The organism is Pseudomonas marginalis (assembly GCF_024169655.1).
GTDB classification, from domain to species: Bacteria; Pseudomonadota; Gammaproteobacteria; order Pseudomonadales; family Pseudomonadaceae; genus Aquipseudomonas; species Aquipseudomonas paraveronii.
In genome coordinates, this window is sequence record NZ_JALJWV010000001.1 from 93,966 (window position 1) to 109,556 (window position 15,591).

A 15,591-nucleotide genomic window follows, 5' to 3' on the forward strand; every position below is an offset into this window, starting at 1 on the left:
CATTGTGCGTAGGCCACCGCATTGTCTAAGGTGCAGGCATTGCAGATGGAGCGTGCTGGATGAGTGCTGTTGATTTGCCCGCTGTACCCCGAGTGTTGATTGCCGAGGCAGACCCTTGGTCGCGGGACCTGCTCAAGCAGGTGTTGTTGAATGTGCGCTGCGATGCACGGTTGGATGTGTGTGCCGATGGCCGGCAAGCGGCTACGCTGCTGCGCGACAAGGCCTACGACCTGATCGTGGCGGATTGGGAACTGCCGGGCATCGATGGCCTGAGCCTGTTGCGCACCGTGCGCCAGCAGCGTCGTTCGCCCGCGCTGCCGTTCATCTTGCTGAGCAGCCGCAATGACAGCGCCAGCGTGCGTGAGGCCTTGCCCCTGGCGCCCACGGCGTATCTGACCAAACCGCTGAACATGGAAGGCCTGACCCAGCGCCTGCAAGACCTGCTGCTCAACGAGGGCGAAAGCGTGTACTGCGAAGTGCCGCGACTGGCGCCGGGCATGACCTTGCCGGTGTTCCTCGAGCGCCGCCGCGATGCCTGCGATGGCGCGCCGCTGTGGGTCGATGTGAAGGCCGCCGTGCAAGACAGCCTCGGGCCGGAGGGCCTGGACCTCAATCGCCTGGAAGACCGGGTGCGCATGGACCCGCAGATCACCGCCGTGCTGATTGCCGCCGCCAACAGCGCGGGCAATCACGGCACGCCGGTGCAGACCCTGTCGGCGGCGCTGCACACGCTGCTGGCCGGGCAAAGCATGAACCTGATCCTCGGCCTGGCCCTCAAGCACAACGTGGCGTTGGGTGATCCGGGCCTGGTGGCGTATGCCGAGCGTCACTGGCAGTTGTCCCAGGACACCGCCGACTTCGCCCGCCGCCTGGCGCGCATGCTGGAGCTGGACCACGAGCGCTGTTACAGCGCGGGCATCCTGCATCGGCTCGGCGACCTGGCCTTATTGCGCTGCCTGGAAGACTGGCGCCAGGGTGGCGGGGCGTTGGATGACGAAGCGATTGGCGAGTCTCTCCACGCCTTGGGGGCCGCCTACGGTTCGGCGTTGCGCACGCGTTGGCGCTTGCCGCTGGAGCTGCGCCAGTTGATCGCGGCGGTCTACTCGCTGGAGGGCGGGGTGTATTCGCGGGAGGCGCTGGTGATGAACCTGGCGGCGCAGATGGCGCGGTTGACCGAGCATGAAGGGCTGGAAGCACTGGCCAGGAGCAAAACCGCGCGCTTGCTCAAGGTGGGGTTGTCGGAGCTGATGAGGTTGCGCAAGGCCTAGAGGGCGATGCAATTCAAATGTGGGAGGGGGCAAGCCCGCTCCCACATTTGATCTGTGTTGGTCCTCTAGCCAGCAACCACGCGGTTTTTGCCCAGGCGCTTGGCCTCGTACATGGCGGCGTCGGCGCGGCCGAACAGGCTGTTCAAGGTCGAGTCTTGCTCGTTGAGGCTGGCCAGCCCCTGGCTGACCGTCACGGTAAACGCATGGCCGTCATAGCTGAAGCTCAATGCCTGGATTTCCTTGCCAAGCCGTTCAGCGACTTGCAGGGCTGTATCCGGCGCGCAACCGGGGAGTACGGCGGCGAACTCTTCGCCGCCAATGCGCCCGAACAGGTCGCCACGGCGTAATACGCCACGACCGCTCTCGGCGATGCGCCGCAACACCTGATCGCCCTCCAGGTGGCCGTAGGTGTCGTTGACGTCCTTGAAGTCATCGATGTCCAGCAGCAGGAACGCCAGCGGCGAAGCCTGGGCGCAGGCACTGTCGAAGGCCTGGTTGGCGCATTCGAAAAAGTGCCGGCGGTTGCTGCTCTGGGTCAGCGCATCGGTGGTGGCCAGACGGTGCAGCTCCAGCTCCATTTGTTTCTTGTCGGTGATGTCCTCGGCCATGCCGACCACAATCAACGGTTCACCCGGCTCGACCTGCTGGTTGATATAGCACTTGTCGCTGAGCCAGCGAATCTGCCCGTCGGCCGTGATGATGCGGTACTCGCGGTCTTCCACGGCGCCTTGCTCCAGCACGCGGGCCAGGCTGTGTTCGGCGTAGTCGAGGTCTTCGGGATGAATGCTGTTGCGCCATTCCCGGTGGTCGGCCAGCAGCAGGCCGGCGGAACGGCCGAACACCCGCTCATACGCCGGGCTCACATACAGCACGCGCCGCGACTCCCAGTCGATGGCCCATAGCACCGCACTCACGCTGACCAGCAGTGAACTCAGTAATTGTTCACGCTCACTCAGCCGCTCGACCTCGCCCTGGGCGTGCATCAACGCCAGCAAGTTCGCTGCGGTAGGGGGGCGTGGGGTTTTAGCGGTCGGCGGATCGAGCAGGTGAGTCTTTTTGTGGACCATCGGCACAACTCTCTCTGGGCGCGCCGCAGGGTTCAGCAGCGGTCACAACAAGGGGCCACCATGATGGCGAAGTGTTGTCTGAGAGGGGTGAATTGCGTCTAAGTTCCGTCATCGGGGGCGATTTTGACGGATTAAGGGGTGTCTGGAGAATGGCGTCAAAAAAGTGATCAGGGGGAAGGCAAGCCTTCCCCCGGCGTGTTCACACCGCTGCCGGGCGCAACGAATAAGTCTTCAGTTGGTGGGCAAAGTCGCGCAGGGACTGGATGCCGCTGGCCTCGGCCTCATGCACCCACTCCTTGATCGCGGCCAGCATATCGTGGCCGTTGGAGCTGGTCTTGAGCCAGATCTGCTGCAGGGCCAGACGCTTTTCGTAGATCACTTTCAGGGCCTGGCTGTGTTCCAGCATGCTCTGGATACGCAGGTGGTGACGGTCATCCAGCAGGCTGGTTTCCCGCGACAGCAAGCGCTTGGCACGGTGGAACTGGTGGCGCACCGAGTGATCGACCTTCTCCAGTTCCTGCGTGACCAGCGGGCCGATCACCAGCTTGCGGTACTGGGCCATGATCTGGAAACGGTTGTTGAGGATTGCCATGGCGGTGTCCATGTCCAGGTGGCCCTTGCCTTCCACGCGGTGGGCGATCGGTGCGACACGCTGCACCTTGGCCAGGCGCAGGAAGCTGAACAGTTTGATCCACGCCCAGCCGAGGTCGAACTCCCATTTCTTCACCGACAGCTTGGCGGAGTTGGGGTAGGTGTGGTGGTTGTTATGCAACTCTTCGCCGCCCACAATGATGCCCCACGGCACCAGGTTGGTCGCAGCGTCCCGGCATTCGAAGTTGCGATAGCCCACGGCATGGCCCAGGCCGTTGATCACACCGGCGGCCCAGAATGGAATCCACATCATCTGGATCGCCCAGATAGTGATACCGATGGTGCCGAACAGCAGAAGATCGATCACACCCATGATTGCCACACCCAGCAGCGGGTAAGGCGTGTAGAGTCTGCGTTCGATCCAGTCGTCCGGGCAGTTCTTGCCGTAGATGCGCAGGGTCTCGGGGTTCTCTGCCTCGGCGCGATAGAGCTCGGCGCCTTTGCGCAATACGGTAGACAGGCCTTTAATGACGGGACTGTGTGGATCGTCGACGGTTTCGCATTTGGCGTGGTGCTTGCGGTGGATGGCGGTCCACTCGCGGGTGTTCTGCGCCGTGGTCAGCCACAGCCAGAAGCGGAAGAAGTGTTTCAGGCCAGCATTGAGCTCCAGGGAGCGATGGGCTGAATAGCGGTGCAGATAGACGGTGACCCCAATGATGGTCACGTGGGTCATCAACAGGGTGACTGCCACCAGTTGCCAGGCCGACAGGTCAAGAAAACCGTTGTACCACATAGGCTGTATGGCCCTCAGATAAAGAAAAAAACAGCTTACGCATTATCACTAAGCCTACAGAGAAAACCAGCCGACCTTTCAGATAGAAGTGAGCGGATGTTTCTTATTCTATAATCCCTAACCTTTGTAGGGCGAATCTAGCTTTTTAGTAAGGATTATTGGCCATATGTTGTTTTCATACCGAGGGGCCCGGCGCGCAGGGTTGGTATATCTGCTGGTTTCGCTGCTGTGGGTCGTGCTTACTCACCGGGTATTGATCGAGTTTCTCGATAACCCGGTGGAGTTAAACCAGTGGCTGCAGCTGCGCGGCTACGTGTGGGTGGCCATCAGCGCCCTGGTGATTTACCTGATTTGTGCGCGCTTTGAGCACGTCAACCAACGGCTGCAACCGCTGAAAGAGAGTCGCGAACGCCTGCGCCAGGCCGCCGCCGTGTTCGATTGCACCCGCGAAGGGGTGCTGGTCACCGATGCCCAGGGGAAGATCGTCCATGTGAACCGGGCCTTTATGGAGATCACCGGCTACCGGCGCGAAGATGTCATGGGTGAGCAACCCAGCCTGTTCAAGTCAGGCCGCCATTCGTCGAGTTTTTATCAACAGATGTTCCAGGCTCTGGAGCAGACCGGCGAGTGGAGCGGCGAAATCTGGAACCGGCGCAAAAGCGGCGAAATTTATCCACAATGGCAAACCATTCGGGTGATTTACGATGACCTGGGCCATGTCAGCCATTACGTCGCGGTGTTTTCCGATATCAGTGCCATCAAGGATTCCGAGCACGAACTGGCGCACCTCGCTCACCACGACCCGCTGACCGACCTGCCCAACCGCCTGCTGTTCACCGACCGCGCCGAGCAGGCCCTGACTTCGGCGCAAGCGCATAAACGCGGCTGTGCGTTGCTGCTGCTCGACCTGGACCACTTCAAGATCATCAACGACAGCCTTGGCCATAACGTCGGCGACCAATTGCTCAAATTGGTCGGTGAACGCCTGAAAAGCCTGTTCGGCCCCGGCGTGACGCTGGCGCGGCTGGGAGGGGACGAGTTCGCGCTGTTGGCGGAAAATTGTCCACAGGTGGTGCAAGCCGCCGCGTTCGCGCAACGCATGCTCGATGCGATGAAACTCCCGTTTATTTTTGATGGCCATCAATTGTTTATCAGCGCGAGCGTTGGCATCAGCCTTTTCCCCAGCGACGCACTGAGCGCCCAACAGTTGTTGCGTAACGCTGATTCCGCGTTGTTCAAGGCCAAGAGCGTCGGCCGTGAAGGCTACGCGTTGTACACCGAAGAGTTGACCGCCCACGCCCAGAACCGCGTGGAGATCGCCAGCGAACTGCGTCGCGCCCTCGACCAGCAGGAGCTGCGTGTTTACTACCAGCCGGTTCACGACCTGCAAACCAGCCGCCTGGTCGGCGTCGAAGCCCTGGTGCGCTGGCAGCACCCGGAACGCGGCCTGGTGCCACCGGTCGAGTTCATCCCCATCGCCGAACGCACCGGCCTGATTGCCGATATCGACGCCTGGGTCATGCACCAGGCGTGCGCCCAGATGTGCCAGTGGCTGGCTGACGGCGCGCCGCTGAGCTTTATGGCGATCAACGTGTCCAGCCGCATGTTTGCGCGACGCGAGTTGTATGACCAAGTCGCCCAGGTGCTGCATGACACCGGCCTGGACCCGGCTTACCTTGAGCTGGAAGTCACCGAAAGCGCAGTGATGGAAGACCCCGAAGTGGCCCTGGAGCAACTGCACCGCCTGCGCGAGCTTGGCCTGCGCCTGGCCATTGACGATTTTGGCACCGGCTATTCCTCGCTGCTGCGCCTCAAGCGCCTGCCGGTGCAGAAGCTCAAGATCGACCAGGGCTTTGTTGCTGGGTTGCCGTGGGATGAAGACGACGCCGCCATCGTGCGCGTGGTGATTGCCCTGGCGAAAAGCATGGGCATGCAGGTCCAGGCGGAAGGGATTGAACAGGTGGAACAGGCGCGGTTCCTGTTGGATCACGAATGCGGCATGGGGCAGGGGTATTGGTTTGGGCGGCCGATGCCGGCGAGTGAGATCGATTGGGCGCTGGCGCCCGTCATTCGACAACCCTCCACGAACGAGACTTGAAACACCGCCAAAATGTGAGCGCGGGCTTGCCCTCTATGAGGGACTTTCAGACGAAATATTCGCCGCCTGTCGACACCCTCATCGCGAGTAAGCGCGGCTCCCCCAGGGGTCAGCAGCGTCTGTGCGTCAGTATTTTCACCCGCAAAACCTTCGCAACCCCGCGTCCTGCCAGAAAATTCTTTTTGGTTATATAAACATTCTTAAATAGTATTTTTAAGAATATCTGCGCTTATCTACTATCGCCCTCACGCCGCAAGCAGTGCCGCTACTGCGCGGCACTCTTCATTTCAGGAGCGAGACCATGAGCGCATCTCTACGTAGCGTCGACGGCCAGGACGAAGCAGCCATTTTGCGCGAGATCCAGAGCGCGTTGCGCGATCTGCGCTTTGGCGCGGTGGAAATCACTGTACACAACGCTCAAGTGGTACAGATCGAACGCAAAGAAAAATTCCGCCTGCAAAACCCGGGTAACAAACCGGCCTGAGCAAGAGCGGCGATAGACCCATCACTATAAGAAATGCCCCTGTAGGCGCGAGCTTGCTCGCGAAAAGCTTGAAGGCAACGCGTTGCACCTGATGTGCAGCGTTATCGTTGACGTTTTTCGCGAGCAAGCTCGCTCCTACAGTCGTCAGCCAACACCCCAGAATTTCAGGAGCTTTCTATGTCGTCGATTCGCCGTTACGCCCTGGCTGCCTTGGCCAGCGCCGTGTTTGCCGGCTCTGCCGTGGCCAAGGACTACGAGTTGCTCAACGTCTCGTATGACCCGACCCGTGAGCTGTACCAGGACTACAACGCTGAGTTCACCAGCTACTGGAAACAGTCCCACCCCGGCGACAGCGTCAAGATCCAGCAATCCCACGGCGGCTCGGGCAAACAGGGCCGTGCGGTGATCGACGGCCTGCGCGCCGATGTGGTGACCCTGGCGCTGGCCGGTGACATCGATGAAATCGCCAAGTTGGGCAAGACCCTGCCGCAAAACTGGCAGACCCGTCTGCCGGACGCGAGCACCCCATACACCTCGACCATCGTGTTCCTGGTGCGCAAGGGCAACCCAAAAGGCATCAAGGACTGGGGCGACCTGATCAAGAAAGACGTGTCGGTCATCACCCCGAACCCGAAAACCTCCGGCGGTGCGCGCTGGAACTTCCTCGCCGCCTGGGCCTACGGCCTCAAAGCCGGAGGCAGTGAAGCCAAGGCCCAGGAATACGTGCAAGCGCTGTTCAAGCACGTACCGGTCCTCGACACGGGCGCGCGCGGTTCGACCATCACCTTCGTCAACAACGGTCAGGGTGACGTGCTGCTGGCCTGGGAAAACGAGGCGTTTCTGGCGTTGAAAGAAGACGGTGGTGCCGACAAGTTCGACATCGTCGTGCCGTCCCTGTCGATCCTCGCCGAACCGCCGGTGGCCGTGGTCGACAAAAACGCCGAGAAAAAGGGCAACACCGAGATCGCCACCGAATACCTCAAGCACCTGTACAGCCCGGCGGGCCAGGAGATTGCGGCGAAGAACTTCTACCGCCCACGCGATGAGAAAATCGCCGCCAAGTACGCCCAGCAGTTCCCGAAACTGGACCTGGTGACTATCGACAAAGACTTCGGCGGCTGGAAAACTGCGCAGCCGAAATTCTTCAATGACGGTGGCGTGTTCGACCAGATCTACACGGCGCAATAAAAACACCGCCCTTTGTAGGAGCGAGCTTGCTCGCGAAGAAGGTCCAGGCACCGTGTGCACCCAGAATGTGCGCGTTATCGTTGACGTTTTTCGCGGGCAAGCCCGCTCCTACAGAGCACGCATTCACCTGCGGGTTTTGTGTGTCAGACCTGCTAACCAAGGACTCTTATGTCGCGTCGTATTTCCCCCGTCATACCCGGCTTCGGGCTGACGCTGGGCTACACCGTGGTGTACCTCAGCCTGATCGTACTCATCCCCCTCGCGGCGATGTTCGTACACGCCGCTCAACTTACCTGGGATCAGTTCTGGAACATCATCACCGCACCGCGTGTGCTGGCGGCATTGAAATTGAGCTTCAGCACCGCGCTGTACGCCGCGCTGATCAATGGCGTGATCGGTACGCTGCTGGCCTGGGTGCTGGTGCGCTACACCTTCCCCGGGCGCAAGATCATCGATGCGATGATCGACCTGCCGTTCGCCCTGCCCACCGCCGTTGCCGGTATCGCGCTGACCGCGCTGTACACGCCGACCGGCCTGGTCGGCCAGTTCGCCGCCGACCTGGGTTTCAAGATCGCCTACAGCCCCTTGGGCATCACCCTGGCACTGACCTTCGTCACGTTGCCATTTGTGGTGCGCACGGTGCAGCCGGTCCTCGCCGATATCCCCCGGGAAATCGAAGAAGCCGCCGCCTGCCTGGGCGCCAAGCCGTTGCAGGTGTTCCGCTACATCCTCGTGCCCGCGTTGCTGCCGGCCTGGCTGACCGGCTTCGCCCTGGCGTTTGCGCGTGGCGTCGGTGAGTACGGCTCGGTGATCTTCATCGCCGGCAACATGCCGATGAAGACCGAGATCCTGCCGCTGCTGATCATGGTCAAGCTCGACCAGTACGACTACCACGGCGCCACCTCCATCGGTGTGCTGATGCTGGTGGTTTCCTTCGTGTTGCTGCTGCTGATCAATTTGCTGCAGCGGCGCATCGAACACCCATAAGGAGGCGCGGAACATGTCCCAATCGTCTATCTCCGCCGCGTCCTCGGCCAACGCTGCCCGGCGTGGCAGTGCGCTGTCGCGGCGCATCCTGATCAGCCTGGGCTGGCTGGTGTTCTTCCTGTTCCTGCTGCTGCCGCTGTTTATCGTGGTGTCCCAGGGCTTGAAGAATGGCCTCGGCGCGTTCTTCACCGCGATCCTCGAGCCCGACGCGCTGTCGGCGCTCAAGCTCACGGTGGTCGCCGTGGTGATCTCGGTGCCGCTCAACGTGGTGTTCGGCGTCAGCGCCGCGTGGTGCGTGAGCAAGTACTCGTTCCGTGGCAAGAGCATCCTGGTGACGTTGATCGACCTGCCGTTCTCGGTGTCGCCGGTGATCGCAGGTCTGGTCTATGTGCTGATGTTCGGCGCCCAGGGCTTCTTTGGCCCGTGGCTGCAAGACCACGACATCCAGATCGTCTTCGCCTTGCCCGGCATCGTGCTGGCGACCATCTTCGTCACCGTGCCGTTCGTGGCCCGGGAGCTGATCCCGCTGATGCAGGAACAAGGCACCCAGGAAGAAGAAGCCGCGCGGCTGCTCGGCGCCAATGGCTGGCAGATGTTCTGGCACGTCACCGTGCCGAATATCAAATGGGGCCTGATCTACGGCGTGGTGCTGTGTACCGCGCGGGCGATGGGTGAGTTCGGCGCGGTGTCGGTGGTGTCCGGCCACATTCGCGGCGTGACCAACACGTTGCCGCTGCACGTCGAGATTCTCTACAACGAATACAACCACGTTGCTGCGTTTGCGGTAGCGAGCCTGTTGCTGATCCTGGCGCTCTTCATCCTGCTGCTCAAGCAGTGGAGCGAGAACCGTATCAACCGCCTGCGCGCAGCAAGCGGTGAGGAATAATCCATGTCCATTGAAGTCCGTAATGTCAGCAAGAATTTCAACGCCTTCAAGGCCCTGAACAGCATCAATCTGGACATCCAGAGTGGCGAGCTGGTGGCGTTGCTCGGCCCGTCCGGCTGCGGCAAGACCACCTTGCTGCGCATCATTGCCGGCCTGGAAACCCCGGACGAGGGCAGCATCGTGTTCCACGGTGAAGACGTCTCCGGCCACGACGTGCGTGATCGCAACGTCGGTTTTGTGTTCCAGCATTACGCGCTGTTCCGCCACATGACCGTGTTCGATAACGTCGCCTTCGGCCTGCGCATGAAGCCGAAAAACCAGCGCCCGAACGAAAGCCAGATCGCGGTCAAAGTCCACGAGCTGTTGAACATGGTGCAGTTGGACTGGCTGTCCGACCGCTACCCGGAACAGCTCTCCGGCGGCCAACGCCAGCGTATCGCCCTGGCCCGCGCCCTGGCGGTGGAGCCCAAAGTGCTGCTGCTCGACGAACCGTTCGGCGCCCTCGACGCCAAGGTGCGCAAAGAGCTGCGCCGCTGGCTGGCGCGCCTGCACGAAGACATCAACCTGACCTCGGTGTTCGTGACCCACGACCAGGAAGAGGCGATGGAAGTTGCCGACCGTATCGTGGTAATGAACAAGGGCGTGATCGAGCAGATCGGCTCACCGGGCGACGTCTACGAAAACCCGGCCAGCGATTTCGTCTACCACTTCCTCGGCGACTCCAACCGCCTGCACCTGGGTGGAGACCAGCACGTGCTGTTCCGCCCCCATGAAGTGTCGTTGTCACGCCATGAACTGGAAGACCACCATGCGGCCGAAGTGCGCGATATCCGGCCGCTGGGGGCGACCACGCGGGTGACCTTGAAAGTCGAAGGCCAGAGCGAGCTGATCGAGGCCGAAGTGGTGAAAGACCACGACAGCCTGACTGGCCTGACCCGTGGTGAAACCCTGTTCTTCAAACCCAAGGTCTGGCAAAAAGCCTGAACACACTGCAATAACAAATGTGGGAGGGGGCTTGCCCCCGATTGCAATGGATCAGTCAATATCTTCAGTGACTGACACTCTGCTATCGGGGGCAAGCCCCCTCCCACATTCAGACTTCTCTCGGCTTTAGATCGCGGCGAGCGACTGGCCCCGAACGCTCTTCAATCTGCTGCTTGAGCTCATGCCGCAACCCCAGCAAAAACGCCAACTCCGCCACCACAAACAACGGCCCGACGATCAGCCCCGACACATCATCCACAAACGCCGGCTTCTTGCCTTCGTAGTAATGCCCGACAAACTGAATCACCCAACCCACCACGAACATACCGATACCGCCGCTGAGCCAGACCGTCGTGCTTTGCGCCGCCAGTACATGCCCGGCCCACACCGACAAGCCCATCAGCACGCTCATCAGCACGCCCAGCGCGAGTTCCAGGCGCAGGTAGAACCACGCCGCAAGCAGCGCAACGATCAGCGCCGGCGACAGCCAGAACCCGCCCAGCGGCCACTCGGGGCGTGAAAGCAACGCTGCGACGGCGACCACGATCAGTGGGATACCGATAAAGTGGCTGGCGATATTGCGCGGGTCGCGGTGGTAGGCGGCGTATTGACCGAGGTGGTCGACGAGGCTTTTCATTGTTATTCCTCCTGTAGGATGTTTGATCATGCCTTGTCAGCCTTCGCCTAACTGTCAACTGGGCGACAATCTTCGGAGTTCTCATGAACGCAGAGCAATGGCGACCCCGGCTGGCTACCGGGCACTGGTTCAGCCACCTGCCCGCCGCTTTTCAGCATAGTCTGCTGGCCCACGCCCGGCTGCGGCAGCTGACGGCGGGGCAATACCTGTTCAAGCGCGGTGACCCGCCCTGCGGCTTGTATGCGGTGCTCGACGGCACCCTGCGTATCAGCGCGGTAAGCGAGCAGGGCAAGGAGGCGGTGCTGAGCCTGGTGGAGTTGCCCTACTGGTTCGGTGAAATCTGCCTGTTCGACGGCCTGCCGCGCACTCACGACGCCTGCGCGGTCGGACCCTGTACGTTGTTGCAGGTGCCCCAGCAGGCATTGCTGAATATTCTTGATGAAACCCCGCAGTACTGGCGCGACTTGGCCTTGTTGATGAGCCAAAAGTTGCGCCTGAGTTTTATCGGCCTCGAACAGCTCAGCCTGATGCCGGCCTCGGTGCGGCTGGCCCATCGCTTGTTGATGATCATTGAGGGGTATGGCGACATCGAGCACTCAAAACGTCGGCTGCAGTTGCCCCAGGAAGACCTGGCGGCGATGTTGAGCCTGTCGCGCCAGACCACCAACGCCTTGCTCAAGGACCTGCAAGCCCAGGGCATCGTGCGCCTGGGTTACGGCGAGATCGAAATCCTCGATGCACAGCGCCTGCGTGAGGCGGCGCATGCCTGAGGGTGTTAGCCTGCAAGCCTGACCAATCGAGGTGTGTTATGCGCGTGCTGTTAGTGGAACATGAATCCGAAGAGGCACAACGGATGGCCCAGGGCTTGAACGAAGCCGGTTATTCCGTGGAAGTTGCGGCCAACGGGATGGTGGCGCAGCGGCTTGTCGAAGGCACCGAGTACGACCTGGTGATTCTGGATGTGATGCTGCCCGGGCTGAATGCCTGGAAGTTGCAGCAGGCGATTCGGCACAAGGGCGAGACGCCGGTATTGTTTCTGACCAGCCCGGGTGGGATCGAAGACCGTCTGCGCGACTTGGAATTGCATGAGGATGACTATTTACTCAAGCCGTTTGAAGACAAGGCGCTGGTCATGCGCGTGAAAAAACTACTGCGTCGTGATCGCGGGCGCTGATAGATGTGTGGCCTGGGCTCTCGCTATCGCGAGCAAGCCCGGCTGTTAAATGTGGGAGGGGGCTTGCCCCCGATGACGGTGGATCAATTGATGAATGCGCTAGCTGATACACCGCCCCTCCTATAGTTTGATTTTTTAGTTATTAATAAATAGCTTCTTATTCCTTAACGAATATAAACCCCGTCCCTATACTGTTCAGCAACGTTAAACGCTGCAGGAGGGCACACCCATGCACAGCGAATCGATTCGTTACCTGATCGTGCCGGGCTGGCAAGGATCGCCAGAAGATCATTGGCAAACGCATTGGCAGAACAGCCTGCCCAACAGTGCGCGGGTGGAGCAGGCCGATTGGCTGACGCCGCGTCGCGAAGACTGGGTGGCCGCGCTGGCCGAGGCGATTGCCGCCGACAGCACGCCGGTGATTCTGATCGCCCATAGCCTGGGCTGCATCACCGTGGCCCACTGGGCTGCTACTGCCCCGCTGCAGTTTTTGCGGCAGGTACGCGGGGCGTTGCTGGTGGCGCCGGCGGATGTCGAACGCCCGGCCTGTGCCCCCGCCTTGCGTAACTTCGCGCCGATTCCGCGCGACCTGCTGCCGTTTCCCAGCCAGGTGGTCAGCTCCGACAACGACAGTGCCGTCAGCGCCCCCAGGGCCCTGGAACTGGCGCGCAATTGGGGCGCCGAAGCCGGCATTTTGTCCGGCGCGGGGCATATCAATGTGAAGTCCGGCCACCAGCGCTGGGAGCAGGGTTTCGCGTATCTCTATCGCCTGCAAAGCCGCCTGGAGCATCACGCCCGGCGCACGGCCTGAACATTTTTCAACGCCCCGTCCCTGAGCGGATTGGGGGCGGGAGCCTGCCATGAGTCTGCATGAAACTTTCGGTCAGCCGCTGCTGACCTTCCCCGACGCCGAAAAGAGCCCGCTGAGCATCCGCGCTAAGGCACTGGTGTTCGTCGACCCGCGTTCGCGGCAACTGCGCGAAGCGCTGGAACACCTCGCGCCTCGCGCCTTGCCGGTGTTGATTCGCGGCGAGACCGGCAGCGGTAAAGAGTTGCTCGCGCGGCATATCCATCGGGGCAGCGACCGCGCCGGGCTGTTTGTCTCGGTCAATTGCGGCGCGATCAGCCCGACCTATGCCGATGCCGAGTTGTTCGGCTACGCCGCCGGCGCTCACAGTGGCGCGGCGAGCAGTCGGGCCGGCTGGTTCGGCTCGGCCAATGGCGGCACCCTGTACCTGGATGAAATCGGCGACTTGCCGCTGCCGATCCAGGTCAAATTGCTCGCCGCCCTGGAAAACCACGAAGTCACCCGCGTCGGCGCCCATCAGCCAAGCCCGGTGGACGTGCGCCTGGTGGCGGCGACCAGCATCGACCTGGCCCAGGCCGTGGCCGTAGGCAAGTTCCACGAGCGGCTGTTCCATTACCTCAGCGAAGGCCGACTGGACCTGCCGGCCTTGCGCGAGCGGGTCGGCGACATCCTGTCCCTGGCCGAATACTTCCTCGGCATCTACAGCCAGCGCCTGGACCTGCCGGTGCCGTTGATCAGCGACGCGGCCCAGCGTGTGCTGGAACACCATAGCTGGCCGGGCAATACCCGCGAGCTGGAGAACGTCATCCACTTTGCCTTGCTGGTCAGCAGCGGCGACGAGATTTTGCCGGAGCATTTGAACCTGCCGACCGCCGGTTCGCCGCTGGAGCAGGTGCAGCGGATATTCGAAAGCGCCAGTGCGGTCGAACGGGAAACCTTGCGCAAATTCCTACATGAACAAAATGGAATATCAACCTGAATAAAAGGTATTGTTCGGGAATAAAAAATCTAGGTATTGTCGCTCTCACGCCGCGATAGCACTTCGCTGGCACTCCACACCAACACGGTCGTCAGAGACGCCCCGGAATGTCGATAAGGACACTGCATGAAAAAGGTTCTGTTGTTTACCGCATTGGCGGCTGCCCTGACTGCAGGCTTCGCCCAGGCCAACGAAAAACTGGTGGTGGCCGCCACCCCGATCCCGCACGCCGAGATCCTCGAACTGGTCAAGCCGACCCTCGCCAAAGAAGGCGTGGACCTGGAAATCAAAGTCTTCACCGACTACGTACAGCCCAACGTGCAGGTGGCCGAGAAGCGCCTGGACGCTAACTACTTCCAGACCCTGCCGTACCTGGAAAACTTCAACAAGGGCAAGGGCACCAACCTGGTCACCGTGGTGGGCGTACACGTAGAGCCTCTGGGTGGTTACTCGAAAAAAGTCAAAACCGTGGCTGAATTGAAAGACGGCGCCACCGTGGCGATCCCTAACGAAGGCAGCAACAGCGGCCGTGCGCTGTTGCTGTTGCAGCGGGCCGGGCTGATCGAGTTGAAAGACCCGAAAAATGCGCTGGCGACCCCCAAGGACATCGCCAAAAACCCGCACAACTTCAAGTTCAAGGAATTGGAATCGGCATTGCTGCCACGCGTGCTCGACCAGGTTGATCTGGCGCTGATCAACACCAACTACGCCCTGGAAGCCGGCCTCAACCCGGCCAAGGACGCGTTGATCATCGAAGACGCCAAGTCGCCGTATGTGAACTTCCTGGTGGCCCGCCCGGACAACAAGGACAGCGTTGCTATCCAGAAACTGGCCAAGGCGCTGACCAGCCCGGAAGTCAAAGCCTTCATCGAGAAGAAATACAACGGCGCAGTCGTGCCGGCGTTCTGATCGAGCAGTAAAACCTTTCAAGGTTTAAACGCCGACGGCTGGCATAGCGTCGGCGTTTTTTTCGCTCAAAACTGTGGGAGGGGGCTTGCCCCCGATAGCAGTGGTTCAGTCAATGCATCGGTGACTGACACACCGCTATCGGGGGCAAGCCCCCTCCCACATTTGATTTTTATCTCACCGTGGATTTTCAGCGTTTCACAGAGCGCGGGTGTTGATCGCCCTGCGCAATGCCACCAACCATTTCACCAGCTCCTGCGGATCAATCGGTTTCGCTTCGTTCATTGTTCATTCCCTCGAATCGCAGACCCCACAACCATAGCTGTCACTGGCCGAACCCGCGAATCCGCCGGTCATTTTTTGCTGTGCCTGTTCTACCGCTATCGGGCGTCAGTCGAATCGCCCCTCACATTGTGATTGCGGGGGCGTTCACGGAAGTCCTCGGCCACGCTGTTGTCGTGGCCGAGGGTGGGGCCGTCAATTAAAACTAGAGTTTATCGTCGAAGTTATGTCAATGGAGTTGGGAGCCCATATCCCTTTTCCCGGAGAAACTAACGGAAGGGGGTCTTGGGGCGTCCAAAATAGTACTGGTAAAGTGAGTATTAAAGTTTCCGCCAGCAGAAGGGCGCCAGTTAGCAGGAATTACGTTGTTAGCAACAAGCGTAGTTTTGGATGTATGACGAAGCGGAGTTGCCTCTGCATCACCAAGCGTAGCGGCAACCAATACCAGCATCGCGCACC

At 60.8% G+C, this 15,591-nt stretch carries 15 protein-coding genes; 12 read left to right on the plus strand and 3 right to left on the minus strand.

Annotation, left to right across the window (positions count from 1 at the left end):
• Positions 1-59: 59 nt before the first annotated feature.
• Complete coding sequence (locus J2Y83_RS00385; protein WP_253392521.1) at positions 60-1,268, plus strand: HDOD domain-containing protein; 1,209 nt, start codon at positions 60-62, stop codon at positions 1,266-1,268.
• A gap of 65 nt (positions 1,269-1,333) precedes the next feature.
• Here J2Y83_RS00385 and J2Y83_RS00390 read toward each other — a convergent pair whose 3' ends face one another.
• Positions 1,334-2,335 carry a GGDEF domain-containing protein gene (locus J2Y83_RS00390; protein ID WP_253392523.1) on the minus strand — a complete coding sequence of 334 codons (1,002 nt, stop codon included), beginning with the start codon at positions 2,333-2,335 and terminating at the stop codon, positions 1,334-1,336.
• A 199-nt stretch (positions 2,336-2,534) separates the two neighbouring features.
• Positions 2,535-3,719 carry a delta-9 fatty acid desaturase DesA gene (gene desA, locus J2Y83_RS00395; protein ID WP_253392525.1) on the minus strand — a complete coding sequence of 395 codons (1,185 nt, stop codon included), beginning with the start codon at positions 3,717-3,719 and terminating at the stop codon, positions 2,535-2,537.
• Between the two features lie 166 nt (positions 3,720-3,885).
• On the opposite strand from desA, the gene dibA reads away from it, so the two are divergent.
• The 6 genes from dibA to J2Y83_RS00425 all read left to right on the plus strand — a co-directional run bounded on the left by dibA (position 3,886) and on the right by J2Y83_RS00425 (position 10,346).
• Positions 3,886-5,817, plus strand: coding sequence for a phosphodiesterase DibA (gene dibA, locus J2Y83_RS00400; RefSeq protein ID WP_253392527.1), 1,932 nt, complete (start codon positions 3,886-3,888; stop codon positions 5,815-5,817).
• Between the two features lie 301 nt (positions 5,818-6,118).
• The gene (oscA, locus tag J2Y83_RS00405) at positions 6,119-6,301 is read left to right on the plus strand and encodes a sulfur starvation response protein OscA (protein ID WP_010565387.1); all 183 of its coding nucleotides are present in this window, start codon (positions 6,119-6,121) and stop codon (positions 6,299-6,301) included.
• Between the two features lie 177 nt (positions 6,302-6,478).
• Entirely contained in the window at positions 6,479-7,489 is a 1,011-nt protein-coding gene (locus J2Y83_RS00410) for a sulfate ABC transporter substrate-binding protein (protein ID WP_253392529.1), read from the plus strand.
• A gap of 168 nt (positions 7,490-7,657) precedes the next feature.
• A complete protein-coding gene (gene cysT / locus J2Y83_RS00415) occupies positions 7,658-8,476 on the plus strand; it encodes a sulfate ABC transporter permease subunit CysT (RefSeq protein ID WP_247395722.1) in 819 nt (272 codons plus the stop codon).
• 13 nt (positions 8,477-8,489) lie between these two features.
• The gene (cysW, locus tag J2Y83_RS00420) at positions 8,490-9,362 is read left to right on the plus strand and encodes a sulfate ABC transporter permease subunit CysW (RefSeq protein ID WP_253392531.1); all 873 of its coding nucleotides are present in this window, start codon (positions 8,490-8,492) and stop codon (positions 9,360-9,362) included.
• Between the two features lie 3 nt (positions 9,363-9,365).
• Positions 9,366-10,346: a sulfate/molybdate ABC transporter ATP-binding protein gene (locus tag J2Y83_RS00425; RefSeq protein WP_253392533.1), complete on the plus strand. Its 981-nt coding sequence runs from the start codon at positions 9,366-9,368 to the stop codon at positions 10,344-10,346.
• Positions 10,347-10,455: 109 nt separating this feature from the next.
• On the opposite strand, the gene J2Y83_RS00430 is transcribed toward J2Y83_RS00425, so the two are convergent.
• Positions 10,456-10,983, minus strand: a complete 528-nt coding sequence (locus J2Y83_RS00430; protein ID WP_253392541.1) for a DUF962 domain-containing protein — start codon at positions 10,981-10,983, stop codon at positions 10,456-10,458.
• Positions 10,984-11,066: 83 nt separating this feature from the next.
• On the opposite strand from J2Y83_RS00430, the gene J2Y83_RS00435 reads away from it, so the two are divergent.
• From J2Y83_RS00435 to J2Y83_RS00455, 5 genes are all read left to right on the plus strand, one after another.
• Positions 11,067-11,753, plus strand: coding sequence for a Crp/Fnr family transcriptional regulator (locus tag J2Y83_RS00435; RefSeq protein WP_253392543.1), 687 nt, complete (start codon positions 11,067-11,069; stop codon positions 11,751-11,753).
• A gap of 38 nt (positions 11,754-11,791) precedes the next feature.
• The gene (locus tag J2Y83_RS00440; RefSeq protein ID WP_253392545.1) at positions 11,792-12,157 is read left to right on the plus strand and encodes a response regulator; all 366 of its coding nucleotides are present in this window, start codon (positions 11,792-11,794) and stop codon (positions 12,155-12,157) included.
• A 229-nt stretch (positions 12,158-12,386) separates the two neighbouring features.
• The gene (locus J2Y83_RS00445; protein WP_247395714.1) at positions 12,387-12,968 is read left to right on the plus strand and encodes an alpha/beta hydrolase; all 582 of its coding nucleotides are present in this window, start codon (positions 12,387-12,389) and stop codon (positions 12,966-12,968) included.
• A gap of 49 nt (positions 12,969-13,017) precedes the next feature.
• Positions 13,018-13,944, plus strand: coding sequence for a sigma 54-interacting transcriptional regulator (locus J2Y83_RS00450; protein ID WP_253392547.1), 927 nt, complete (start codon positions 13,018-13,020; stop codon positions 13,942-13,944).
• 126 nt (positions 13,945-14,070) lie between these two features.
• Positions 14,071-14,853 carry a MetQ/NlpA family ABC transporter substrate-binding protein gene (locus J2Y83_RS00455; protein WP_247395712.1) on the plus strand — a complete coding sequence of 261 codons (783 nt, stop codon included), beginning with the start codon at positions 14,071-14,073 and terminating at the stop codon, positions 14,851-14,853.
• Positions 14,854-15,591 lie beyond the last annotated feature (738 nt).